The sequence below is a fragment of the Citreicella sp. C3M06 genome (genome assembly GCF_018860705.1).
Classification (GTDB): domain Bacteria; phylum Pseudomonadota; class Alphaproteobacteria; order Rhodobacterales; family Rhodobacteraceae; genus Salipiger.
In genome coordinates this window covers 39,460-62,379 of record NZ_JAHKQA010000004.1, presented here as the reverse complement: position 1 = coordinate 62,379, position 22,920 = coordinate 39,460, and the positions used below count along the sequence as shown (strand labels likewise).

The window sequence follows — 22,920 nt, the reverse complement described above, 5'->3', positions numbered from 1 at the left end:
TGGCAGCATGACCAGAGGACCGCATTTCTCCGATTCCCAAGCCGCCCTGTTCGACCATGACGAGGCGCAGGCGACATCCATCCCGCGGGGCGGCGCGCTGCCCTCGTATATCAAGGACCACCGCGCCCGATTGCGCGAGCGTTTCATGATCGGCGGCGCCGATGCATTGCCCGATTACGAATTGCTCGAACTGGTGCTGTTCCGCGCCATTCCGCGCCGCGATGTCAAGCCGCTGGCGCGACATCTTCTAGTAACCTTTGGCGATTTCAACGGGGTGGTCTCGGCCCCAACGGCGCGGTTGCGACAGGTCAATGGCGTGGGCGAGGCCGTGGCGACCGAGCTGAAGATCGTCGAGGCGGCGGCGCACCGGCTGGCGCGCTCGAAGGTGCTTCAGCGCCAGATCGTCAGCTCGTGGGACGCGCTGATCGATTATTGCCAGACCACCATGGCGCATGGCGATATCGAACAGTTCCGCATCCTGTTCCTTGACCGCAAGAATGTGCTGATCGCCGACGAACGGCAGGCCCGCGGCACCATTGACCACGTTCCGGTCTACCCGCGCGAGGTGGTGAAACGCGCGCTAGAGCTGAACGCCAGCGCCATCATTCTGGTGCACAATCACCCGTCGGGCGATCCGACCCCAAGTCAGGCCGATATCGAAATGACCGCGCAAATCCAGCTTGCCGCCGATGCACTGGGGATCACGCTGCACGACCATCTTGTCATCGGAAAATCGCGCGAGCTCAGCTTTCGCTCCGAAGGGCTGCTTTAACGCAACCAGACCTCGACCCGCCGGTTCACCTGCCGCCCCCAAACGGTGTCGTCGCAGGCCATCGGCATGGCCTCGCCAAACGCCTCGGTGGCAATGTCGATGCGCGACAGATCGGCGGCCTCGGCGGCGGCTTCGACCGCAAGGCGCACCGCCTGTGCCCGCTTCGACGCAATGTCCAGATTGCTGGACGCCGGCCCCTGCCCGTCTGAAAACCCCACGAACATCAGTCGTCGCCCATCGTATTCCCCAAGCTCGAGCGAACGCGCCAGTTGCTGCACATTCGAGCGCGACTGCGCATCTAGCCGCACCGAGCCCGGTTCGAACCGGAACGACGTGGTCAGACGCCGCATCGGAGACAACACCTCGACCATTCGCTTCAACCCCGCCAGCCCCTCTGGCCCATCGGCCACGCTCACCGCGTTGGCCAGCCGGTCGCCCTGTTGCGACAGCGGCAGCTCTTCGGGCGATTGATCGACAAATCCGGCGCGGCGAATGACGATCTGCGCCGGGGCGCTGCGGGTGAAGGTCAGGAATTCGCGCGCCAGCGCCGGCAGCCGCCGCGCCGGCATGTACAGGAACATCGGCGCGGTCAGCGGGTAATCTTCGGTCTTGATGGCGGCGCGCTGCCCGCGCAGGTGAAAACCGCAGCTGCCCGACAGGTACAGCGCCTTGCTGTTGCCCGGCTCCGAAGCACTGGCCAGCCCAAGGCCAAAAGGGTCATTCGTCACCGCCGCCGCCAGCGCCGCGTTGCTGTCATGCCGGACAATCTCGCCGCCAAGAGTCAGCTGCGAGGGCCGCAGCAAGCGGTCTTCGATGCTTTGGGTCAGCCCGCTGTCTTCGCCGCGCAGATGCAGCACCACGGGCGCGTCGGGCCCGCCAAGCGCCTGCCAGTTGGTCAGCTTGCCCGACAGCATCGCCGCCAGATCGGACAGCGACAGCGAATTCACCGGATTGCCCGGTGACACCACCGGGATCAGCGCATCCAGCGCCAGCACGCGGCTGCGGTTGTGATCGGTCAGATCGCCCAGCCCGCCCGCCTGCGCAGCCCGCCGTTCTTCTGGGCGGATCTCGCGCAGGGCCATCACCACATCGGCCTCGTCGGCAAGCAGTTCGGCAAACCCGGCGTCGGTGCTGCCGACGCGAAAGTCAAAGCGCCCGACAATCCTGTCTTTTTCGGGATCTCTCAGCACATAGGTGAACCGATCTGCGCCGCTCGTCTCGCGCGTGGCGGTCAACCCATCGCGTTGGGCAAAGGCTTCAAGCAGCGCGGGCATCAGCACGCTGCCGATCGAAGAAGAGCCGGACACCCGCATTTCCGCCACGAAATCGGTCAGCGACGGGCAGCCGACGCCGTCGCACAGCACGCCCGAGGCATCGACAGTCAGCTCTCCGAAACGTGTCATCATCCGGTAGAATTCGCCGTCGAACCCCAGCAGGTCGCCGGTGATCTCGATGCCGCCGTCGCGGGACCGCAGCATGATGTCCTGCGCCGAAGCGCCCCCTGCCAAAACGCAGAGTGCGGCGAGGACCGCCGCACGCAAACCTGTCATCGGATCGTCTCTTGCCCCTTGGGCGGCGCTTGGCGCGCCACCTGTTACCTGGCTGCGATCTTCAGGTCTTCGACGGCGTTTTTCAACAGCAGAAATCCGCTTGCATCGTCGCAGTCCGGCATGTCGAGCCTCAGCTCACGCCGCTTGAGCGGCAGCAGGTTATGGTGTTCCAGCGTCTGCGCCACGACTTCTCGACCGCAATTGGCTGGCGTCACCTCGGCCTCGATGCTCAGTTCGACCGTCCCCTCCTTGCGAACAGTGCCGACCGGAAAGCTGTAGATCTGTGCAACATGGGCCCCGGGCGCGGCGGAATTGCCGAGCAGGTTCAGAAACCCGCCCTCGCCCCTTGCCGTGCGGCTCATCTCTCCGTCCTTGGCCGCCGAGATGTGCCCTTCGCTGAAATACGTCGCGCCGAATTCGTGTGCGTGCAGCGAAAGGCCGCTGTCGCCGGTCCATTGCAGCACGACGCGGTCGTAGAACGGCAGGGCCGGCACATCGGTGCGCACGCTCGCCTCGGCCCCTCCGTCAAAGGTGGCCACGAACAGCGCGTCTTCCGACAGCGCGGGCACGTTGACCTGCAGCGTGCCATCCGGGGCGGTGATCTCGGTGAAGGTCAGGCCGTGGTGATCAAAGGTCACCCGCTCGGATCCGTAGCAGGGTGCCGTAAGGCTGAGCGCAACCACAGCCCCGGCGCGGGGCGCGGCGCTGAGCGACACGGCGCAATCAGCGATCTCGGCTTTTGCAGCAAGCGGTAGCGAAGAGATGACCTCCTCGCGGATCGCTGCAAGAGTCACCGCTTCGGGCAGGCGCTCAAGGTTGGCGGCCTGCGTCGACAAGTGCCGCCGCATGGCAGAAGAGGTGTCGACGATGCTGCGTGCATCAATATCCGCGGTTGAAATTTCGGGCGCGGCTTTGACGGTGCCATATTGCATCACGTGGCCGATACTCAATGCGGCGCCCACCGTTGCAGCGCCAAGAAGAACTGTTTTGAGATCTGCCATTCTGGCTCCTCACTCACTACCCACTTCAATACATTAATTAATAATGTGTCAAAACAAAGCGGCAGAGATCGGGCAGCAACAGGGAGTCACCGTGTCAAAGCTGCGGCAGGCTCGACCTGACACCGCGGCGTTTCGGTTCATCCGCCGGCTGGCAGGGCCTTGCACAGGCGCCTGTTTCTGCCACCGACACGGCAGGCTGACATCAGCGCCTTCATCAGATCCGCCCCGCCCAAGGCCGTCAATGATGCGGCGTTGTCGACACTGGCGCTTTCGTTGCTCCAGAACGATCCATACTGGGCGATGCTCACGCCGCTGATCTCCCCGATCAGCAGTGTCAGGTTGGGAATCGGCCAAGGCCCTCAGCAGATCGCCACTGGTTTGCGCCACGCCTTCGGCATCCACTGTATCGTTGCCAAGCCGTTCTCGATGTGGACGGCGTCATCGCTGAACCTGCCCCAGAGCTAATCGCCTCCCGCCCCGCCATAGAGCGCATCGTGGTCATAAGAGCCGCGCATCCAGTCGTTGCCCTGCGCGCCGAGCAGGTTGTCATCGCCCGCGCCTTCGCCCAGCACATCGCCCGGGATGCGACGCAGAGGCCCCGCCAGCCGACTCGGCCTGCCAGCGCCGCAAGCCAGATCCGCGCTACGGCAGCACCGCCCCGCAGGCGGCAACGTCCGGGGGCAGAACGCGGGGTGCGGCACCGCCCCCCGGAGCGCGCCTTTCCAGTCTGCCCATTCCGCAACAATTTCCCGGCCCGGTGCCCGAACAAAGAGCAGCACATGCGTTGTTGTCTAGCGGCCCGGACACCCGGACTTTCTGCGGCGATTGCAGAAGCAAAGATCTATCGCAGACCCAAAAATCACCGGCGCGACCTGAAGGGGATGCCCATGCTCAACGTTCGACAAATCGAGGCTTTCAAGGCGGTTATCGAAACCGGCACCGTCAGCCGCGCCGCGTCGCGCCTGTGCGTTTCGCAACCTGCCATCAGCAAGCTGCTTCAGCATCTGGAACAGGATACCGGGCTATCGCTGTTCGAGCGCAGCCCGGGCCGCATCCGCCCCACCGGCGACGCGCACTTGCTGTTCGAAGAGCTCACCCGCCTGTACCGCGGGCTTGACCGGCTGGAAACCGCGGCCTCTGACATCCGCAACATGAAAGGCATGCTGCTGTCGGTCGGGGTCATGCCAGCGCTGTCGACCGGGTTCATTCAGGATCTGATCGTCGAATACCAAGCCAGCAACCGCGCCGCACGGGTGGCGTTGCACGCCCGCAGCACGCTCAAGATCGCGGATATGCTGATTTCGGGCGGGCTTGATATCGGGGTGTCCTCACACCCGCTCGACAACCCCGAGATCGAGCATATCGCGCTGGATCGCCGCCCCTATGTCTGCGTCATGCCGCATGGGCATCGCCTTGCTAAGCTAGCGGCGCTGACGCCCCGGGATCTGCAAGGCGAGCGATTCATCAACTTCACCCCGACCTCGGATCTGCGGGCCCAGATGGACGATATCTTTGCCCATGCCGGTGTGCAGCGCGATATCGTCACCGAAGCGTCGATGGCCCCCAGCATCTGTGCCATGGTGGTGCGGGGCACCGGGGTTGCGCTGCTCAATCCATTGTATCTTGGCGCGTTTACCGAATTGCTGACCTGCCGACCGTTTTCGCCCACCGTCAGTTCCGAAGTGCGGCTGCTGTTGCCGCGCCACCGGCCGCGCAGCTCGCAGGTTCGCCGCTTCATCGAACAGGCTCGCGCCCATGCCGAAAGCCTCGGGCCTGCGCTGGGGCTGCCAACCCATGACAGCACGGCCATGCCCGCCCATTCCTGACCCCTCGCACCGCAGCACATCACCAAGGCCCCCATTTGGCGGGGGCCTTTTTTGCGTTGCCGCGCCCGCCCCATAACCTGAGGCAGGTGGACACGCAGAATTTGGAATTTGACCCTGTCGGCCGGCGCGGCGCAACCTGATCGCAACATAACCCCTGAAAACATTGATCCTAAGGCGCGCTGAACCCGCCCTGCGAACACAGGAGAGCCTTGGCTTGCTGCTCACCCAATTCATCATCCGCCGCCTGATCTTTTCCGCGATTTTGTTGTTTGGCGTCAGCGTCATCGTGTTTGCGCTAGTCAATGCGGTGGGCAACCCGATCGAAATCCTGCTGGCCGAACGTCCCGGCATCAGCCAGCAGGCCATCGACCAGATGACCGCCTATTACGGCCTCGATCAGCCGGCGACGACCCGCTACCTGATCTGGGCGGGCAACCTGCTTCGGGGTGATGGTCAGCTTCCTTGGCTTTGGCGACCCCGAAGCGATCAGCTGGGGCCAGCTTCTGTACTTCAACTACGAGCAGCTCAAGGTGTCGCCCTGGGCCTCGATCATCCCGAGCACCGCGATCTTTGTCACCGTGCTGGGTTTCAACCTTCTTGCAGATGGGCTGTCCGATGCTTTCAACCCCCGTGTCAAATGATCCCGAGGCCCTGCTGGATGTGCGCGGCCTGTCGGTCGCTTTCGGCCACGTGCCGGTGGTGATGGGCGTCGATCCGACCGTCGGAGCGCAGGAAACCCTGTGCCTTGTCGGCGAATCCGGCTCGGGCAAATCGGTGACATCGCTGTCGCTGATGGGGCTTGCCCCCTCGGGCGCACAGATCACCGGCGGGCGGGTGATGTTCGAAGGTGCCGAGCTGACCGCGATGTCCACCGCCCAGCTTGGCAAGTTGCGCGGGCGGCGCATGGCGATGGTGTTCCAGAACCCGGCGCATTCGCTCAACCCGATCCTGACCATCGGCAAGCAACTGGGCGAGATCTATGCATGGCACAGCGGCGCGGGCCGGGGCGAAACCCGCGACCGGGTCGGCCACCTGCTGCGACAGGTCGGCATCACCGACGCCAGCAGCCGGCTGCGGCAGTTCCCGCACGAGCTGTCGGGCGGCATGAAACAACGGGTCTGCATCGCACGCGCGCTGCTCTGCGATCCGGCGCTGATCCTTGCTGATGAGCCGACCACCAACCTCGATGTGACGATTCAGGCGCAGATCCTCGATCTGCTGGACGAGATCAAAGAGACCTTCCGCACCTCGATCCTGCTGGTGACCCATGACATGGGCGTGGTGGCGCGCATGGCCGACCGGATTTCGGTGATGTATGCCGGGCGCATCTGCGAAAGCGGCACGGTGCGGGCGGTGTTTCGCGACCCCCAGCACCCCTATACCCGCGCCCTGCTAGACAGCACGCCGCGCATCGACACCCGCTATGCGCCCGGTTCGCGCGACCTGCCCGCCATCGGTGGCCGCCCGCCCAACCCCGCCCAGCGCCCCGGCGGCTGCCAGTTTCATCCCCGCTGCGCCGAGGCCATGCCCGATTGCGCCGCGAGGCTGCCAAGGATGAGTGCCAGCGGGCCGGGCCATGCGGTCAGCTGCCTGCGGCGCGGCTCACAGATCGAAGAGGATGCCGCATGACCACCCCTGATCTGCTTGAAGTGAGTGGTCTGCAAAAGCACTATCCGGTCAGCAGGCGCGGACTGTTCCGGCGGCGGCAAATCGGGGTGATCCGCGCCGTCGATGACGTTTCCTTCAGCGTGGCGCGCGGCCAGACACTGGGCCTTGTGGGGGAATCCGGCTGCGGAAAATCCACCACCGCGCGCTCGATCCTTGCCTTGATCAGCGCCAGCGGCGGGCAGGTCCGATTGGGCGGGAAGGATCTTCTCGGGCCGCTCGGCGGGGCGGACCGCAAGGCCGAACTGGCGATGCGGCGGCGCGCGCAATATGTGTTTCAGGATCCGTATCTGTCGCTCAACCCGCGCTGGACCATCGCGCAGACCCTGACCGAACCGCTGCGGGTTCATCAGCTGCTGCCGCAACCCGCGACGAAGCCTCGCGGATGGACGCGATCAAGCGCTTTGAAAAACGCTGGTACGATATCCAGCCGATGACCATCCTGTTCTATCCCGAAGACGTCATCGCCACGAACCCCAAGCTGTCGGGCTTTTCCGGCACCACCTTCAACCCGGTGTTCTTCCCCGATCCGGAAAATTGGATCATCGAAGACGGCGGCGACGATGCCAGCGCCGCCTTTGCGTCGTGGCAGCCTCCGCAGAACCTGACGCCGATGTATACCGGCGGCTATTCCGACGCCAACGTCTTTGGCCCGCTCTACAACCGCCTGTATGAATACAAGGATTGGGAGTCCAAGCAGATCATGCCGGCGCTCGCCACCGGCCACACCGTGTCGGACGATGGCACCAAATGGGTGATCTCCCTGCGCGAGGGCGTGACGTGGCACAGCAGCGAGCCTTTCACCGCCGAAGACGTGGTGTTCACATGGTCGATGATCATGGACCCGGCCTATGCCTCGCCCTTCAACGCCGCCTTCACCGAGATTTTCGGCTCGCCCGATGCCTTCAAGGCCACCGGCCCGCTTGAGGTCACCGTGGAGCTGCCGAAATTCACCATCCAGTTCGAACATTGGGTGATGAATGCGATGCAGGTGATGCCCAAACACGTGCTGCAAGGCATCGCGCCGGGCGAGCTGCGTGCCCATCCGTTCAACACGTGGAACGGCGCGTACGAGGTCGCCCTGTCGGATGGATCGACCTACACCGCCAAGGGCGGCGTCGGCACTGGCCCGTGGGTCTGCGAAGGTCAGGACCAGATGCGCAAGGCTTTCGTCTATACCAAGAACCCCAATTACTGGAAGGACACGCCGGGCAACGTTCAGACCTATTACCTTGTGAACATTCAAGGCTCGGATGCGGTTCTCTCGGCGCTCAAATCCGGCGAGATCGACGCCCATGACCCGATGTATGACATCGGATCGCTGGTCGGCACCATCGATCCGTCCTGGGGCAAGGTGAACACCTACGACAGCTACAAGTGGCAGCATGTCTGCTACAATCTCAAGCATCCGGTCTTCGGCACCGGTGTCGATACGCCGCTGGGGCGCAAGGACCCAAGCCGCGCCGCCGAAGCCGCCGCCTATGTCCGGCAGGCTTTCAGCCACGCCATGCCGCGCGAACAGATCGTGTCGGAAATCGCCAGCGGCTTTGGCGCGCCGGGCACCGTGCCGATGCCTTTCACCGCGCCGGAATACGATGCCGAGACGCTGAAGCCCATCGAGTACAGCCTTGAAATCGCGCGCGACTTCATGACCAAGGCCGGCTACGTCTACTGATGCTATGCCCTTGGGCGCAGCGCCGCGCCCAAGGGCCATTTGCCCGCCCTCCAGCTCGGAAAACGGACTACGACGATGACAAAACGAATGATGAGGCTCGGCCTGTCGATGCGCGGGCTTGGATATCACCCTGCCGCTTGGCGCCACCCGGATGTGCCTGCAAACGGCGCCAGCCAGATCGAACATTACCATACGGTCGCCCGCCATGCCGAGCGCGGCAAAATCGACATGATCTTCTTTGCCGATGGTGCGGGGGTGCGGGCCAAGGACACGCCGCGCGGCTCTCTTGCGCGCCTTGGCCAGTATATCACCGACATCGAACCCACCGTGCTGCTGGCGTCGATCTCGGCGATCACCACGCATCTTGGTCTCGTGACCACCGCCTCGACCGCCTATAACGAACCTTACAACCTCGCCCGGCGCTTTGCCGGGCTGGACCTGATGAGCCATGGCCGCGCCGGGTGGAACATCGTCGCCTCGTGGTCCAACGAAGAGGCAAAGAACTTCGGCCTCGAACAGGTGCGCGATTACAACGAGCGGTATGAGCGCGCCGCAGAATGCGCCGATGTGGTCACCGGGCTATGGGACAGCTGGGAAGACGATGCCTTCACGCTCGACAAGGACTCGGGCGTGTTCTTCGACGACACGCGGATGCACCGGCTGAACCATGAGGGCAAGCATTTCAAGGTGCGCGGCCCGCTGAACGCGCGCCCGTCGCAGCAGGGCCGTCCGATCGTGGTACAGGCGGGCAATTCACCCGCCGGGCGCGACATCGGCGCCAAACATGCCGAGGTGATCTATACCGCCTCGCGCACCGTGGAGGAGGCGCTGGAATATTACGCCGACATGCGCGAGCGGCTGGAGGCATTCGGCAGGCCCACCGATGCGCTGCGGGTGATGCCGGGCTTTCGCACCTACATCGGGCGCTCGCGCGACGAGGCGCAGGAAAAATTCGAGATGCTGCAAGGCCTGATCGACCCGGTGGTGGGGCTGTCGTTCCTTGCCGACACCTTTGGTGATCTGTCCGGCCTGCCGCTGGATGAACCGATCCCCAAAGATTACACCCTCTCGGGCGAGCGTGAAGGGCTGAGCGGCGGCGCCGACCGGCTGATCGCGCGCGCCCGTCAGGATGGCAAGACGATCCGCGAACTCTATCTGGAACAGGCGGGTCAGGCGTCGAGCAATTATGTCGGCACTGCTGCCGATATTACCGACATCATGGAAGACTGGTTCCACAAGCACGCCTGCGACGGGTTCAACCTGACGGTGCCGCACCTGCCCGGCGGCGCGGCGGATGTGGCCGATCTTCTGGTGCCCGAATTGCAGCGGCGCGGATTGTTTCGCACCGAATACGAAGGGCGTACCCTGCGCGAAAACCTCGGCCTGCCGGCGCATCGCAACCGCTACAGCGCAATGCGGGCGCGCGAAACCTCGCCCGCCTGACCTTTTGACCTGAACGCCCCCGCGCCCCGGCGCGGAGGGTTGCCCTGCACCCGCGATGAAAAAGGGCGGGCCCGAAGACCCGCCCAGTCGAACCGGAAGGAGGGAGCACCCCCCGGCGGGGACTCTCTAATGGCTCATCGCGATGGGCTCATCCGACACCGATCCGGCACCATCCTTGCCGGACAGCGGGTTGGGCCGCGATTCCAGCCCCAGCCGCGCCCGCAGCGTGTCGCCAGAATACTCGCTCTGGGCCAGCCCGCGGCGGCGCAGCTCGGGCACCAGCAGATCCAGATACTCCTCTGCCCCGCCCGGCATGTAGGGCGCCATCAGGTTCCAGCCGTCGCAGGCCCCGGTTTCGAACCAGTCCTGCATGACATCGGCGATCTGTTCGACCGTTCCGCAGCAGACATTGTGCCCCGACGAGATCGAGATTTCCTCGTAGACCTGCCGGATGGTCATCGGGGTCTTTGCAAGCCGCCGCTCCCATTGCTCGATGGCGCTTTTGACCCCGTTCGAATCCGGCAGCGGCAGCGGCATCAGCGCGTCAGGGTCATAGCCGCTGAGATCGCCGAACATCTTGGAAATCAGCTGAAGCCCGACCGCCGGGTGCACCAGCGCCTTCAACTCGTCGAGCTTGGCCTGCGCCTCGGCTTCGGTGGCGCCGATGATCGGCATCATGCCCGGCATGATCATCACCGCGTCCGGGTCGCGCCCGGCGGCAGCAACCCGCGCCTTCATGTCGGCATAGAACTCCTGCGCGATGGCTTTGTCCTTCTGCCCGGTGTAGATGATATCCGCGATCCGCGCGCCCAGATCGCGCCCCGGTCCCGAGCCCCCGGCCTGCGCGATGACCGGATGGCCCTGCGGCGAGCGTTCGAGGTTGAGCGGCCCGCGCACCTGATAATGCGGACCCTTGTGGTTGAGCAGATGCATGCCCTCGGGGCGGAAATAGCGCCCTTCCTCCTTGTCGCGCACAAAGGCATCGTCATCCCAGCTGTTCCAGAGCCCGGTCACCACGTCAAAGAATTCATTGGCCCGCTCGTAGCGTTCGGAATGCTCCATCAGCGCGTCACGGCTGAAATTCAGCGCCTCTTCTTCAGACCAGCCCGTCACCACGTTCCACCCGGCGCGCCCGCCGCTGATATGATCCAGCGAGGCGAATTTGCGCGCCAGGGCGTAGGGTTCATTGTAGGTGGTCGAGGCCGTGCAGATCAGGCCGATGTGTTCGGTCACCGCCGACATCGCCGCGAGCAGGGTCAGCGGCTCGAACCGGTCGATATGGCCGTGGCGGCTCAGCTCTTCGGCATCCTTGTGCGGAATGCGCACCGCAGCGCCATCCGCCAGAAACATGAAATCCAGCTTTTGCGCTTCGGCCTTCTGGATGATCCGGGCATAGCCCTTGAAATCATTGGCGATCCCGGCGTTTGCGTCCGGGTGACGCCAGCCGGAATTATGCGCGCCGTTCTGCACCATATTGATGCCGATCTTCATGCGGCGAGGGGACTTGGGCATCGTCTTCTCCTTTTTCCGGCGGCGCCGGAGGTCAGTGATCGCTTGCGGCCGGCGCAAGCGGATAATGGCAATGGCAGCCGCTTGCGGGCGCACCGCCGGCGTTGGGCAGGGCCACTTCGGCGCAGCGCCGGGGGATCTCGGACGTACCGCGCGCCATGCGGGACTCGGGTGGCAGCGTGGCGGCCACCCGAACGGCATGCGGGCAGCGGGTGTGAAAGGCGCATCCCGACGGCAGAGCAAGCGGGCTTGGGATGGAGCCTTGAAGCAGGGTCACATCGCGGGTCCGCTCGACCTCGGGGTCATCGCTGGCGACCACCGACAGCAGGCTTTCGCTATAGGGATGGCGCGGCGCGTTGCAGACCTGCCGGGCGCTGCCCTGTTCGACAAACCGCCCCAGATACATCACGCCGGTGCTGCCGGCGAAATGGCTGACCAGCGCCAGATCATGGGTGATCATCACATAGGTCAGGCCCAGCCGATCCTGAAGATCGACCAGAAGGTTGATGATCTGCGCCTGAATAGACACATCGAGCGCGCTGACCGGCTCGTCCAGCACAAGGATCTCCGGCTCCAGAATAACCGCGCGGGCGATGGCGACGCGCTGGCGCTGCCCGCCCGACAGCTCGTTGGCAAAGCGGTCCAGATGGGCGGTGCTCAGCCCGACCTGACGGATCACCCGGTCGATGCGCTCGGCCTGATCGGCCTTGTCGCGGGCGATGTCATGCACGAGCAGCGCCTCGCGCAGCACCTCGCGCACCCGCATCCGAGGGTCGATCGAGGCGCGCGGATCCTGCAACACCAGCTGCACCCGGCGGCGCAGCTTGCGCCGCTCGCGCGCGCCAAGACCCGACAGCTTGTGCCCGGTGATGATCACCTCGCCTGAGGTCATGCCGACAAGCCCGACGATGGCACGGGCCAGCGTGCTTTTGCCAGACCCGCTTTCCCCGACGATGGCATAGCAGCCGCCGCGCGGCACCGAAAAGCTGACGTTCTGCACCGCGCGCACATAGCGCCGCGCGCTGCTGCGAAACAGCGATTTGCCGACCGGAAAGGACACGCAAAGATCGCGCACCTGCAATATGTCGCCGGGTGCCTGAACATCATTTTCACCCCTGCCTTCTGGCGAGATCGCCGGGCGCATATGGCGCATGTCACGGGGCATCGGCACTCTCCGTTTCATCAGGGAAATGGCAGGCGGCGGCGCTGCTGCCGCGCGCGGCCAGCTCTGGCTGCTGTGTGGCGCAGATCGCCCGGCCTGCGGCCCGCCCGCAGCGCGGCGCAAAGGCACAGCCTGCGGGCAACTGGCCAAGCATCGGCGGCTCGCCGGTAATCGCGGGCAGACGCCGGGTCGATCCGTCATGGCGCAGCTTGGGCGTCGATGCGGCAAGCGCGCGGGTGTAGGGATGGCGCGGGTTGCAGAACACCTCGTCCACCGGCCCGGTTTCGACGATGCGCCCGGCATAGATCACCGCCACGTCATCGGCATAGCGCGCCACCAGCCCCAGATCATGGGTCACCAGCATCATCGCCATGTCGCGGTCCTTCTGCATCTTGCGCAACAGCGCAAGGATCTGCTGCTGGATGGTCACATCCAGCGCCGAGGTCGGCTCGTCCGCCAGCAGGATCTGCGGCTCTTGCGCCAGCGCGATGGCGATCACGATGCGCTGCTTCATGCCCCCGGAAAACTGGTGAGGATAGGCCGAAAGGCGGCTTTCGGGATCGGCAATCTGCACCGCGTCGAGCAGGGCGACGGAGCGGGCGCGCAGCGCGCTTGCGCTCAGGGGTTGGCCCGCACTGATCGCTTCGGCCAGTTGCGCCCCGATGGTCATCACCGGGTTGAGCGCGCTGGCGGCATCCTGAAACACCATGCCGATATGCTTGCGGCGCAGGGTCTGGATCTGCGGGCCGGTCAACCCGGACGCGTCTTCGCCCGCGATCCGCAGCGATCCGCCCGACACGATGGCCTGCCCACGCGGCAGCAGCGTGCCGACGGCTCGCAGCAGCGTCGACTTGCCCGACCCGCTTTCCCCGACGACCGCCAGCGTGCGGCCACGGCGCAAAACGAAATCGACGCCGCGCACCGCAGGCAGCTGGCCCTTGTCGGTCAGATAGGAAATCTCGAGATCGCGGCCCAGCGCGGCGGCATCGCTGACGGTACTGGCACGCGCCCGCGCCTGCGCCGTGGTTTCGCGCGGGGCGGTTTTCCTCAGTCGCGCCAGTAGCCCCTGCCCCTTGCGCCGTTTTGCGGCGGTCGGATCATAGATGTGGCGCAGCTCTTCGCCCAGCAGGTTGAAGCCCAGCGCCGACAGCGCCAGAAACAGCCCCGGAAAGCTCGCCATATATGGATGGGTGCGAATGTAGGACCGGCTCTCGCCCAGCATCGTGCCCCATTCCGGTTCCGGCGGCTGCGTGCCCAGCCCCAGAAAGCTAAGGCCAGATGCCGTCAGCAGGGTCGAGGCGAACAGCAGGCTGCACAGTGTCACGAGAATGCCGCCCATGTTCGGCAGTACATGCCGCGCCATCACCCTCAGCGGCGAACAGCCAAGCGATACGCTGCCTTCGACGAAGGGCTCGCTCAGGGTGCTCATGGCAACCGCGCGGGTGGTGCGGATAAACACCGGGATCGACACGATGCCCACCGCGAGGATCACGTTGAAGGTGCTCGGCCCCATGATCGCGACGATCGCCAGCGCAAAGACGATATCCGGGAATGACAGCAGGATATCGACGCCGCGCATCAGCAACTGATCGAAGGTGCCGCGCAGGTAGGCCGCGGCCAGCCCCAGCGGCACCCCGATGACAAAGGCCACGGCCACCCCGCCAACCCCGATCCCCAAGGACGAGCGCGCCCCCACAAGAATGCGGCTGAACACGTCGCGACCCAGCTGATCGGTTCCGAACCAGTGCGCGGCAGAGGGCGGCTGAAGCGTCGCCATGAAATCCTGCGCATAAGGGTCAAGCGGCGCCAGCCACGGCCCCAGCAGCGCAAGGATCATCATCAGCGACACGATCGCCAGACCGATCAGCCCCTTGGGCGCGCTGGCGATGCGGCGCAGCGTTGCAAGGCGCGGGTGCTGGATCAGACGCGGCCCGGGGCGGGCGGCGATGTCACTGGTGGCAGAGGTCATGGTCATGAAGTCATCCTGTCAGGCAGCCGCGTAATCGCGGGTGCGCGGGTCCAGCCACTGGCCCAGCAGATCAGTCGCAAGGTTGATCACCACGAAGAACACCGCAAACATCAACACGCTGTACTGGATCACCGGGTAATCTCCGCTGCCGACGGCGCTGACCAACAGGCGCCCCAGCCCCGGCACGCCGAACACGGTCTCGGTGACCACCGAACCGCCAAGCATGCCACCGAACTGCACCCCCGCCACGCTGATGGCGGCGACCAGCGAATTGCGCAGCGCATGGCGCAGGATCACCACCCGTTCCGGCAACCCTTTGGAGCGAGCGGTATCAAGGTAATCCTTGCCCATCACCTCAAGCAGATTGGCGGTGACAAGCCGGCTGAACAGCGCCGCCGGGCGGGTCGCGACCACCAGCACCGGCAGCACGTAATGGGCGGGCGTCGCCGCCCCGGCGGCGGGAAGCCAGCCAAGATTGACCGCAAACAGCCAGATGCACAGCAGGCCCAGCCAATAGATCGGCATGGAAATTCCCGCCAGCGTCAGCACCGTGACGATGGCATCAAACCACCCGCCCTGCCGCAGCGCGCAGATCACCCCGGTGACCACGCCAAAGCCCAGCCCGATGAGCAGACCGCCGATGGCGATGATCAGCGTTTTGGGCATCCGTTCGGAGATTTCCAGCACCACCGGGCGCGAGGTGCGAAAGGATGTGGCAATCTCGGGATCAACCACGCCGCGCAGGAACAGCAGATACCGTTCATACGGTGGCCGATCGAGCCCGAGATGATGTCGGATATCGGCGATTTCGGCATCGGTGGCCATGTTCCCCGCAAGCTGCGCCGCCGGATCGCCCGGGATCAGATCGACAAACCAGAAGGCCAGCAGACTGACCACGAACAAGGTCGGGATGGCGGCAAGAAGACGCTTGAGGATGAACATGGCCCGCCTCCTCAGCCGCCGGCCGAGACGTGAACGTCGTCGAACAGCATGGTTTCATCCGGGCGAATGGTGAAACCGGTCACGTTATCCGCGATGCCGATGGCCTGCTTCTGGTACCACAGGAAGACAAACGGCATCTCATCCCAGATGATCTTCTGGATCTCGGCGTAATCGGCCTTTTGCGCGTCGATATCGGTGCTGGCGCGGCCCTCGGCCAGCAGGCGGTCGACCCGCTCGTCGCTGAAGCCAGAGGTGTTGGCGCTGACCCCGGTGTGGAACAACCGGTACAGGGTGAAGTCGATGCCCGCCGTGGCGCGTCCGATCATCGACATATCGTATGTGCGCTCGTCCAGCGGCACCCGGTGCGCGGCAGACCAGCTGGGCAGATCCAGAATATTGGCCTTGGCATCAATGCCGATAGCCTGCCACTCCCCGGTCAGCGCCTGACACACCTGCGCATCCTTGATGTAACGCCCATTGGGGCAGTTGACCCGCAGTTCCAGCTTGTTGCCCGGACCATAGCCGGCCTCGGCCAGCAGCGCCTTGGCGCGCTCTGGATCATAGGGTTTTTCGTCGAAGGTCACACGCAGCGCGTCTTCGGTACCGGGGCCGACCTGCCCTTGCGACGGCGTACCAAGCCCCCCGAGAATGCCCTGCACCATGCCGGCGCGGTCGAGCGAGATATTCAGCGCCTCGCGCACCCGCTTGTCGGTCAGCGGGCCACGCAGCACCATCTCCATCGAGATCGAGAACATGCTGTCGGGCAGGATCACCGTAGCCCCGTCAAGCGCGTTGATGGTGGGGATGGATTCCGCCGGAACCCGATCGACGATGTCGACATCGCCGGTTTCCAGCAGCGCCATCCGCGATCCGTCTTCGGGCACCGCCATGAAGGTGATCTTTTCCAGCGTCGCCGGGCGCGATCCGGTGTAACCGGGGTTCGGCACAAGGCTGAACCGCTCGCCACCGATGAATTCATCGACCATGTAGGGGCCGCTGCCCACCGGCTTGCGGCCGTATTCCGCGCCCATCTCGGCGTTGGCCTGTGTGTCGATGATTCCGGCGGCACTGTTGGCCAGCAGCATCAGAACGTGGCCATTCTTTTCGGCCATGTTGAACACGACGGTGTCTTCGCCCTGCGCAACCGCCTCGCCCAGCGAGCCGTAGAGCCCGGCGTAGATCGACCCGCTGTCAGGGTCGAGAAGCTGGTTGAACGATGCCGCAACGGCGGCTGCATCGACCGGCCTGCCGTTGCTGAACTTATGGCCGGTTTCAAAGATCACCGAAAAGGTCATGCCGTCTTCGGACCAGCTCCAGTCGGTGGCGAGCGACGGCACGACCTGATTTTCACCGTCGATCCGGAACAGCTGCTGAAACACCAGCCCGTCAACGGCGTTGCCCACGGGCAGCGAATTCACATGCGGGTGAAAGGTGGTCGCATCCGCCCCCACGGCGATGCGCAGCTCGCCCTCGGGCGCGGCGATGGCGGCAAGCGGAAGCGCGGTGGCAAGCAAGACTGAGGCGGCAAACGAGCGGACGGACAGGGCCGGCCGACGCGTAGGGAGGATCTGGTTCATGTCATGTCCCGTTGGCAACAAGTTTCTGGGCCCGCAAAGCGCAAGGCTGCGGGAGATCTGGAGGAAAATCTGCAAATCGCTGATCCGGGGTATCCTGCTCTGCGGCGGCTTTCCCGTGTAAGTGAGCCCAGCTTGCGCAACAGCCAACTTTGCTGTCAAATCATGTATGCTAGGGTTTTATTACCTCAGGTTATGGAAGCAGATGAATTACAGGCAATGCGAGATCTTTGTCACCACGCTTGAGGCCGGATCGGTCACAGCCGCCGCACAGCGTCTGTCTCTGTCGCAACCCGCCGTCAGCAAGTCTTTGAAAATGCTTGAAGCAGAGCTGGGCGTCCGGCTTTTCAAACGTGGCGCCAAGGGGCTGAACCCAACCGATGAGGGCCGGTCTTTCTATCTGGAAGCGGCGCGGATGACCGAAAGCTTCGGCCATCTGGAAAGCTTTGCGCAAGGGCTGGCACGGCTTGAACATGCGCGCCTTGAAATCAGCTGCATTCCGGCGCTGTCAACCGGGTGGCTGCCCGGCGCAATCCGCGATTTTCTGTATGAATACAGCGACCTGTCACTGTCGTTCCGGTCGGTCAGCTCGCCCGAAACGGTGCAGCGCGTGGCGCGCGGAGAGCTCGACATCGGTATCTCGCAAGCCCGAAGCGAAGACCTGTCGGTCGACAAGACCGTGCTGTTCGATCTGCACGCCGTCTGCGTGCTGCCAACGCGCCACCGCCTTTGCCGCGAGAAACAGATCCGGCTGGACCAGCTCAGCAGCGAAAGGCTGCTGTCTCTCAGCGCTGGCGATGAAATACGCCGTAAATTCGAGGCTTCGATGCTGATGGCAGGACTGCCGCTGCGCAGCCAGATCGAGGTGGCAATCGGCGCGATGCTGTGCCGGATGGTCGCTGACGGCCACGGCATCGGCGTCGTCGACGAGGAATCCGCCAAACTGTTCGACCGCGCGGATGTGGTGGTGCGCCCGCTCGCAGAGCCGCTGTCGGTTCCGATCTATCTGCTGCAGAATCCGATCAAGCCGCAAACCCTGATCGCGCGCAAATTCGTCGAACATTTGCTGGATGTGACCGCAGCGCGCCGCAACGACTGAACCTTGGGCTCGCATCGCCGCAGTTTGCAGGCGGGGGCGCTTCTGAACTTCTGGTTATGAGTCGTCCTGCAGCATGTGATGCAAGCCACATGAAAATGCCGCTTCGATATGCATCTTTTGCACCGCCCGCCGGTTGCATCAGGCCAGATCCCCACCGCTTTCGCCCAAGCCGCCCGCATGAGCGATCATCGGGCGAGTCTCGAACCTGCGTTTGGGCCGTTTCTACAGCCCGCGCGTGCTGGCCAGCCAGTCGACCATCTCGGTCAATTGCGCGGTCATGGCCATGTCGAAGGCTTCGACGATGCGCGCCGCCGAGGTATCCGCCACCGGCACGGCGCTGCTGAAGCTGCGCGAGGCGAGGATCGCGCCATCGCTGTCGCGCAGCAGGGTCAGGGTCGACTGGATGACCACCTTGACCTCGTCACCGGAAACTTCGGCCTGAAACGCCTGCAGATCGCTCATCAGCACATAATCGGGCGTTGGCCCCACCCCGGCGCTGGTGACCAGTGAGAACCGCCCCGAATTCGCCAGCGAACGCACCAGAAGCAGCTGGACATGCGCCGCCGCGTCATCGACCCAGCGGGCATCCGGCAGGGTCTGAATCTCGCGCGGGGTGGGCTTGATCACGATGCGATCGCTGCTCAGCGCCCCTGTGGTCGTGGGCATCGCCACCTCGATCGATGCGCGCCCGCGCCGCACTGTGCCCGACACCGCGGGCAGCGGGCTCAGCTCGTAGGTGTTCAGCGGCTTTGAGGCGGAGTCGATGCTGGAAAGCGCCGAACATCCGGCCAAGGTGGCCAGCCCAAGCGTCAGCACCGCCCGTCGCATTGCACTACGAATTCTCATGTCTGCCTATCTCCTGAATTCCGGGAGGCTGTTGCCAAAGAAGAACCGGGCCGGGTCACGTTCCAGTTTCTTGGCCACCTGTTCCAGTCGCGTCACCAGTTGCTGTGCCTCAAGGGCGAATCTCGTGAACTCCGGCAGCCCGTCACGGGCAAACGCCTGCACGGGCGGCGCGCTGGTTGCCACCGTCGCTTCGATGTTCTCGACCAGGCTCAGCGTGCGCGCGGCCGCTGCGCGCAGGTCGGTGGTGATGGCGGGAATATCGGCGGCCAGCGAGGACATCGTTGTCTCGACCTGCCCGGCGGCGGTCCGGATATCGGCCACCGCAGGCCCCAGATCGGTGGACAACACCGTGTCGGCCTTTGCGAACGCGCCCTTTGCAGTGTCCAGTGTCGTCTCGGTCGTTGTCAGGGCCCGGTCGAGGTTGGCCAGCGTGCGGTCGGCGTTCTGCAAGGTCTGTGTCGCCGCCTTCAGGGTTTCCTCGCCGCTGGCCGCCAGCGGGTCGAGGCTGTTGGTAAAGGCGCTCACATCGGCAGACACCGTGTCGATCACACTGCTGGCAGAGCTGACAGCGCTGCGGATGTCGGCAACGATGGGGGGAATGTCGTCCTTCAGCATCCTGTCCACACTGGCGACGGCCTCGTTCACCGTGGTCAGGGTGGCGCGGGCATCGGTAACCAGTGCCGTCCCCTCGCCGCTTACCAGAAGCTGAAACGCACCAGAGGCGGTTTCGATGGCCCCGAAGGAGGCCTGCGCCTCTGCAAGCGTCGCATCCAGACCGGCGATGGTGGCTTCAAGCTCGTCAAAGCGCTGCGTTGCGGCCATGGCGGTGCCACCGAATTGCGCCAGCACCTCTTCGAGCTGCGGGCGCAGCTCTGTCGTGGCGGTCTCGACGGAGCGAATGGCTGCCGTCAGATCATCGGCAATCTGCGGCACACGGGTCTGCACGAAGGTATCCACGTCATCGATGGTTGCCTCGGCGGTGGTGAACGCTTCGCTCGCCGAGCGGAATGTCGGCTCGACACTGGCAATGGCCAGTTTGGCGACGTCCAGCGTTTCGGTGATCGAGACCAGCGCCGTCTCTACCGATGTGCCGATGACATCCAGCCGCCCGGTGAACTTGGTGATTTCGCCCACGCCATCCGAGACCGTCCGGGAGATATCCGAAAAATCGCTCAGCGCCGTTTCAAGCTGCCCCGATGCGCTTTCGAGATTGCTCAGCACATTGGCCACAGATTGCTGGTTCTCAGCCCCGAGAAAGTTGCGGACGTCCCGGATCGCCGCGACGGCCTCGGACACCAGATCCGGGGCGTCTTCGGACAGCGCCTGAACGACCGAGCGTTCCGACTCGATCAGTTTCACCGCGTTCGGGTCTCCAGTGTCGCGCAACAGCGGCGCCTCGGCGCTGCCCCCGGTCAGCGCGACGTAGCCGACGCCGGTAACCCCCAGCGAGTTCAGCTGCGCCGTTGTGTCGGTCTTGATGGGGGTGGTTGCGGCGACTTCGATCTGCACCCGAACCTTGCTGGGATCGGTCTGGTCGAGATCGAGCCCGATGACCTTGCCGACCGCCAGCCCGTTGTAACGCACGTCCGCCGCCATCCCCAGCCCCGAGGCATCGTCGAACAGAACCTCGTAGACAGCGTATTGGCGGTCGATCTCGATCTTGGCGAACCAGACCAGCAGACCCATCATCCCCAGCAATCCGGCGAGGGTCACGGCTCCGATCAGAACGAAGTTGGCTTTAGTTTCCATCGGCAGTCGGCCCTTCGATTACCGGCGTCGTGGCGGCGGAGGCATCATGGTCCAGCCCCGCCGCACGCGCGCGCGGTCCGTGAAAATACTGGTGCATCCAAGGGTGATCCATCTTCAGCATGTCCGCCATCGTGCCGGTGGCAAGCATCTTCTTTTCGGCAAGCGCGGCGATGCGGTCACAGATTGCATGCAGGCTGTCCAGATCATGGGTCACCATGAAAACGGTCAGCCCCATCGTGGTCTGTAGCTTCTTGATCAGCGCATCGAAGGCAGAGGCGCTGATCGGATCCAGCCCCGCCGTGGGTTCATCCAGAAAAACAATTTCGGGGTCCAGCGCAAGCGCGCGCGCAAGCCCGGCGCGTTTGCGCATGCCGCCCGACAGTTCCGAGGGATATTTGTCACAGGCCAGCGGCGGCAGGCCAACCATGGAGATCTTGAGCTCGGCAAGGGCGCGCCGGGTCGGCGCATCCAGATCGGTCTGTTCTCGCATCGGCACTTCGACATTCTCGCGCACCGTCAGCGATGAGAACAGCGCCCCGTCCTGAAACATCACGCCCCAGCGTCGGCCGACGGCTTGCCGCGTATCCGCCGAGGCGTTCAGCAGACTGGTGCCAAACACCTCGACGCTGCCCGCCGCCGGCTCGAGCAGACCAACGATGGCCCGCAACAGCACCGATTTCCCCGTTCCCGACCCGCCGACGATGCCCAGCACCTCGCCGCGACGCACATCTAGGTCCAGCCCGTCATGCACCACATGCGTGCCGAACTGCGTGCGCAGGCCGCGTACCCGGATAACGGCATCGTTGCTATCCCCCATCACACCCCCACCACGGCGAAGAAGATGGAAAACAGCGCATCGGCAAGGATGACGAGGAAGATCGACAGCACGACCGAGGTCGAGGTCAAGCTGCCCAGAGACTCGGCGTCGCCACCAACCTTCATGCCTTCGTAGCTGCCGATGATCCCGATGATGACGGCAAAGAACGGCGCCTTGATCAGACCCACGGCGTAGTGCCAGACATCGACGGATTCATAGAGTCGGGTCTGGAACATGCCCGGCGAGACGCCCAGTTCGATCCACGACATCAGTCCCCCGCCGAGCAGCCCCATGATATCCGCCACGAACCCCAGCAAGGGCAGCACAAGGACCAGCGCCAGAACCCGTGGCAGGACCAGCACCTCGATCGGATCAAGCCCAAGCGTGCGCATCGCGTCGATCTCTTCGCGCATCTTCATCGACCCGATCGCGGCGGTAAAGGCCGCGCCAGAGCGCCCGGCAACGATGATCGCGGTCAGCAGGATGCCCAGTTCGCGCAGCACCGAGATCGCGATCAGATCGACGACAAACACCTCTGCCCCGAACTGGCGCAATTGCACGGCCCCCTGAAACGCCATGACCACACCGATCAGGAAGGCCATCAGCGACACGATGGGCGTGGCATTGACCCCGATCTGCTGCATGTGATGCACAAGCGCCGTCAGCCGCAACCGCGAGGGATGCCGGACCACCCCAGCGAAGCACGCCAGCACCGCGCCAAAGAAGCTGAGGATCTCGATCAGCTTGAGAATGCCGCGCCATGTGTTTTTGCCGATCGCCTCGACCCAGTAGACAAAATCGTGCCGCGATGCCGTGGGCGCGGCCTTTTCGGGGAGGCTCTGCCGCACCACGTCCAGCAATTCGCCCTGAAGCGGCGACGCGCCGACAATATCGCAGCGCCCGCCACGGGCCTGAATGGCGCTCTGCGTGTCGATGATCAGCCAAGCCCCGGCCGTATCCAGAGCCTCGATGCCCGACAGATCCACACACAGCTCCCGCGTATCCGCCACCGTCGAGAATTGCGCGCGCACCTCATCCAGCCTTGCGACCACGAGACGGCCAGTCAGCTGCAGATTCATCGACCGTTCGCGGGCTGGCCGACCCACGCCCACCGGACCACGCCGACAGCCAAAGCCTGCGGACAGCCCGCAGCGTTCCGGCCCCCCGACACCACGCCCTGTGCATCGGCTGCATGAACTGAATATGGCGCCTGACTGATCATGACATTCTACTATCCGGTTTCGGACCCCGTAGATTTCCCTTGCAGGGCAACCCCAGACGTTCCGTGAAAATCCGATCCATCCCCATGTTATGAGGACCG

Annotated in this window: 20 protein-coding genes and 1 pseudogene; 10 read left to right on the top strand and 11 right to left on the bottom strand. The window is 64.4% G+C overall.

Annotation, left to right across the window (positions count from 1 at the left end; genetic code table 11):
* Positions 1-7 precede the first annotated feature (7 nt).
* Entirely contained in the window at positions 8-772 is a 765-nt protein-coding gene (radC, locus tag KO516_RS00945; RefSeq protein WP_216001931.1) for a DNA repair protein RadC, read from the top strand.
* Here the strand turns inward: radC and KO516_RS00940 are convergent.
* A complete protein-coding gene (locus KO516_RS00940) occupies positions 769-2,322 on the bottom strand; it encodes a phosphate ABC transporter substrate-binding/OmpA family protein (protein WP_216001930.1) in 1,554 nt (517 codons plus the stop codon). The genes radC and KO516_RS00940 overlap by 4 nt on opposite strands.
* A 44-nt stretch (positions 2,323-2,366) precedes the next feature.
* Positions 2,367-3,323 (bottom strand): translocase, encoded by a 957-nt coding sequence (locus KO516_RS00935; RefSeq protein WP_216001929.1) that lies wholly within the window; start codon positions 3,321-3,323, stop codon positions 2,367-2,369.
* A 159-nt stretch (positions 3,324-3,482) separates the two neighbouring features.
* Here KO516_RS00935 and KO516_RS00930 point away from each other — a divergent pair, with 159 nt between their 5' ends.
* The 8 genes and pseudogenes from KO516_RS00930 to KO516_RS00895 all read left to right on the top strand — a co-directional run bounded on the left by KO516_RS00930 (position 3,483) and on the right by KO516_RS00895 (position 9,932).
* Complete coding sequence (locus KO516_RS00930) at positions 3,483-3,788, top strand: hypothetical protein (RefSeq protein WP_216001928.1); 306 nt, start codon at positions 3,483-3,485, stop codon at positions 3,786-3,788.
* A 422-nt stretch (positions 3,789-4,210) separates the two neighbouring features.
* Positions 4,211-5,149, top strand: a complete 939-nt coding sequence (locus KO516_RS00920; RefSeq protein ID WP_216001926.1) for a LysR substrate-binding domain-containing protein — start codon at positions 4,211-4,213, stop codon at positions 5,147-5,149.
* A gap of 163 nt (positions 5,150-5,312) precedes the next feature.
* Positions 5,313-5,585, top strand: a pseudogene (locus KO516_RS24665) (hypothetical protein); the annotation flags it as partial.
* A gap of 13 nt (positions 5,586-5,598) precedes the next feature.
* Positions 5,599-5,790 carry a hypothetical protein gene (locus KO516_RS00915; RefSeq protein WP_216001925.1) on the top strand — a complete coding sequence of 64 codons (192 nt, stop codon included), beginning with the start codon at positions 5,599-5,601 and terminating at the stop codon, positions 5,788-5,790.
* The gene (locus tag KO516_RS00910; protein ID WP_216001924.1) at positions 5,765-6,778 is read left to right on the top strand and encodes an ABC transporter ATP-binding protein; all 1,014 of its coding nucleotides are present in this window, start codon (positions 5,765-5,767) and stop codon (positions 6,776-6,778) included. Before KO516_RS00915 ends, KO516_RS00910 begins: the two co-directional genes overlap by 26 nt.
* On the top strand, positions 6,775-7,251 hold the full coding sequence (locus tag KO516_RS00905) for an ATP-binding cassette domain-containing protein (RefSeq protein WP_216001923.1): 477 nt from the start codon (positions 6,775-6,777) through the stop codon (positions 7,249-7,251). The genes KO516_RS00910 and KO516_RS00905 overlap by 4 nt, the downstream gene beginning before the upstream one ends.
* On the top strand, positions 7,200-8,489 hold the full coding sequence (locus KO516_RS00900) for an ABC transporter substrate-binding protein (protein ID WP_216001922.1): 1,290 nt from the start codon (positions 7,200-7,202) through the stop codon (positions 8,487-8,489). The genes KO516_RS00905 and KO516_RS00900 overlap by 52 nt, the downstream gene beginning before the upstream one ends.
* Positions 8,490-8,576: 87 nt before the next feature.
* Entirely contained in the window at positions 8,577-9,932 is a 1,356-nt protein-coding gene (locus tag KO516_RS00895) for an LLM class flavin-dependent oxidoreductase (RefSeq protein ID WP_216001921.1), read from the top strand.
* 126 nt (positions 9,933-10,058) lie between these two features.
* Here the strand turns inward: KO516_RS00895 and KO516_RS00890 are convergent, their stop codons facing one another.
* From KO516_RS00890 to KO516_RS00870, 5 genes are read right to left on the bottom strand one after another with little or no spacing between them, the layout of a single operon-like run.
* Complete coding sequence (locus KO516_RS00890) at positions 10,059-11,444, bottom strand: LLM class flavin-dependent oxidoreductase (protein WP_216001920.1); 1,386 nt, start codon at positions 11,442-11,444, stop codon at positions 10,059-10,061.
* Positions 11,445-11,475: 31 nt separating this feature from the next.
* Entirely contained in the window at positions 11,476-12,606 is a 1,131-nt protein-coding gene (locus KO516_RS00885) for an ABC transporter ATP-binding protein (protein WP_216001919.1), read from the bottom strand.
* A complete protein-coding gene (locus tag KO516_RS00880) occupies positions 12,596-14,578 on the bottom strand; it encodes a dipeptide/oligopeptide/nickel ABC transporter permease/ATP-binding protein (RefSeq protein WP_216001918.1) in 1,983 nt (660 codons plus the stop codon). Before KO516_RS00880 ends, KO516_RS00885 begins: the two co-directional genes overlap by 11 nt.
* Positions 14,579-14,590: 12 nt before the next feature.
* Entirely contained in the window at positions 14,591-15,514 is a 924-nt protein-coding gene (locus KO516_RS00875) for an ABC transporter permease (protein ID WP_216001917.1), read from the bottom strand.
* An 11-nt stretch (positions 15,515-15,525) separates the two neighbouring features.
* A complete protein-coding gene (locus tag KO516_RS00870; protein WP_216001916.1) occupies positions 15,526-17,091 on the bottom strand; it encodes an ABC transporter substrate-binding protein in 1,566 nt (521 codons plus the stop codon).
* Positions 17,092-17,293: 202 nt separating this feature from the next.
* Here KO516_RS00870 and KO516_RS00865 point away from each other — a divergent pair, with 202 nt between their 5' ends.
* Complete coding sequence (locus KO516_RS00865; RefSeq protein ID WP_216001915.1) at positions 17,294-18,187, top strand: LysR family transcriptional regulator; 894 nt, start codon at positions 17,294-17,296, stop codon at positions 18,185-18,187.
* Positions 18,188-18,409: 222 nt separating this feature from the next.
* Here KO516_RS00865 and KO516_RS00860 read toward each other — a convergent pair whose 3' ends face one another.
* The 4 genes from KO516_RS00860 to KO516_RS00845 are packed head-to-tail and all read right to left on the bottom strand — an operon-like array spanning position 18,410 to position 22,678.
* A complete protein-coding gene (locus KO516_RS00860) occupies positions 18,410-19,033 on the bottom strand; it encodes an ABC-type transport auxiliary lipoprotein family protein (RefSeq protein ID WP_216001914.1) in 624 nt (207 codons plus the stop codon).
* Between the two features lie 6 nt (positions 19,034-19,039).
* A complete protein-coding gene (locus tag KO516_RS00855; protein ID WP_216001913.1) occupies positions 19,040-20,782 on the bottom strand; it encodes an MlaD family protein in 1,743 nt (580 codons plus the stop codon).
* Complete coding sequence (locus tag KO516_RS00850) at positions 20,772-21,599, bottom strand: ABC transporter ATP-binding protein (protein ID WP_216001912.1); 828 nt, start codon at positions 21,597-21,599, stop codon at positions 20,772-20,774. Before KO516_RS00850 ends, KO516_RS00855 begins: the two co-directional genes overlap by 11 nt.
* Complete coding sequence (locus KO516_RS00845) at positions 21,599-22,678, bottom strand: MlaE family lipid ABC transporter permease subunit (RefSeq protein ID WP_216001911.1); 1,080 nt, start codon at positions 22,676-22,678, stop codon at positions 21,599-21,601. The genes KO516_RS00850 and KO516_RS00845 overlap by 1 nt, the downstream gene beginning before the upstream one ends.
* Positions 22,679-22,920 lie beyond the last annotated feature (242 nt).

What these genes read in the sequence shown, in the direction of transcription:
- KO516_RS00905 (WP_216001923.1), top strand. Translation starts at nt 6,775, where the DNA reads ATGACCACCCCTGATCTGCTTGAAGTGAGTGGTCTGCAAAAGCACTAT.
- KO516_RS00870 (WP_216001916.1), bottom strand. Translation starts at nt 17,091, where the DNA reads ATGAACCAGATCCTCCCTACGCGTCGGCCGGCCCTGTCCGTCCGCTCG.
- KO516_RS00935 (WP_216001929.1), bottom strand. Translation starts at nt 3,323, where the DNA reads ATGGCAGATCTCAAAACAGTTCTTCTTGGCGCTGCAACGGTGGGCGCC.
- KO516_RS00860 (WP_216001914.1), bottom strand. Translation starts at nt 19,033, where the DNA reads ATGAGAATTCGTAGTGCAATGCGACGGGCGGTGCTGACGCTTGGGCTG.
- KO516_RS00915 (WP_216001925.1), top strand. Translation starts at nt 5,599, where the DNA reads ATGGTCAGCTTCCTTGGCTTTGGCGACCCCGAAGCGATCAGCTGGGGC.
- KO516_RS00900 (WP_216001922.1), top strand. Translation starts at nt 7,200, where the DNA reads ATGGACGCGATCAAGCGCTTTGAAAAACGCTGGTACGATATCCAGCCG.
- KO516_RS00865 (WP_216001915.1), top strand. Translation starts at nt 17,294, where the DNA reads ATGAATTACAGGCAATGCGAGATCTTTGTCACCACGCTTGAGGCCGGA.
- KO516_RS00885 (WP_216001919.1), bottom strand. Translation starts at nt 12,606, where the DNA reads ATGCCCCGTGACATGCGCCATATGCGCCCGGCGATCTCGCCAGAAGGC.
- radC (WP_216001931.1), top strand. Translation starts at nt 8, where the DNA reads ATGACCAGAGGACCGCATTTCTCCGATTCCCAAGCCGCCCTGTTCGAC.
- KO516_RS00855 (WP_216001913.1), bottom strand. Translation starts at nt 20,782, where the DNA reads ATGGAAACTAAAGCCAACTTCGTTCTGATCGGAGCCGTGACCCTCGCC.
- KO516_RS00895 (WP_216001921.1), top strand. Translation starts at nt 8,577, where the DNA reads ATGATGAGGCTCGGCCTGTCGATGCGCGGGCTTGGATATCACCCTGCC.
- KO516_RS00880 (WP_216001918.1), bottom strand. Translation starts at nt 14,578, where the DNA reads ATGACCATGACCTCTGCCACCAGTGACATCGCCGCCCGCCCCGGGCCG.
- KO516_RS00920 (WP_216001926.1), top strand. Translation starts at nt 4,211, where the DNA reads ATGCTCAACGTTCGACAAATCGAGGCTTTCAAGGCGGTTATCGAAACC.
- KO516_RS00890 (WP_216001920.1), bottom strand. Translation starts at nt 11,444, where the DNA reads ATGCCCAAGTCCCCTCGCCGCATGAAGATCGGCATCAATATGGTGCAG.
- KO516_RS00910 (WP_216001924.1), top strand. Translation starts at nt 5,765, where the DNA reads ATGCTTTCAACCCCCGTGTCAAATGATCCCGAGGCCCTGCTGGATGTG.
- KO516_RS00850 (WP_216001912.1), bottom strand. Translation starts at nt 21,599, where the DNA reads ATGGGGGATAGCAACGATGCCGTTATCCGGGTACGCGGCCTGCGCACG.
- KO516_RS00845 (WP_216001911.1), bottom strand. Translation starts at nt 22,678, where the DNA reads ATGAATCTGCAGCTGACTGGCCGTCTCGTGGTCGCAAGGCTGGATGAG.
- KO516_RS00875 (WP_216001917.1), bottom strand. Translation starts at nt 15,514, where the DNA reads ATGTTCATCCTCAAGCGTCTTCTTGCCGCCATCCCGACCTTGTTCGTG.
- KO516_RS00940 (WP_216001930.1), bottom strand. Translation starts at nt 2,322, where the DNA reads ATGACAGGTTTGCGTGCGGCGGTCCTCGCCGCACTCTGCGTTTTGGCA.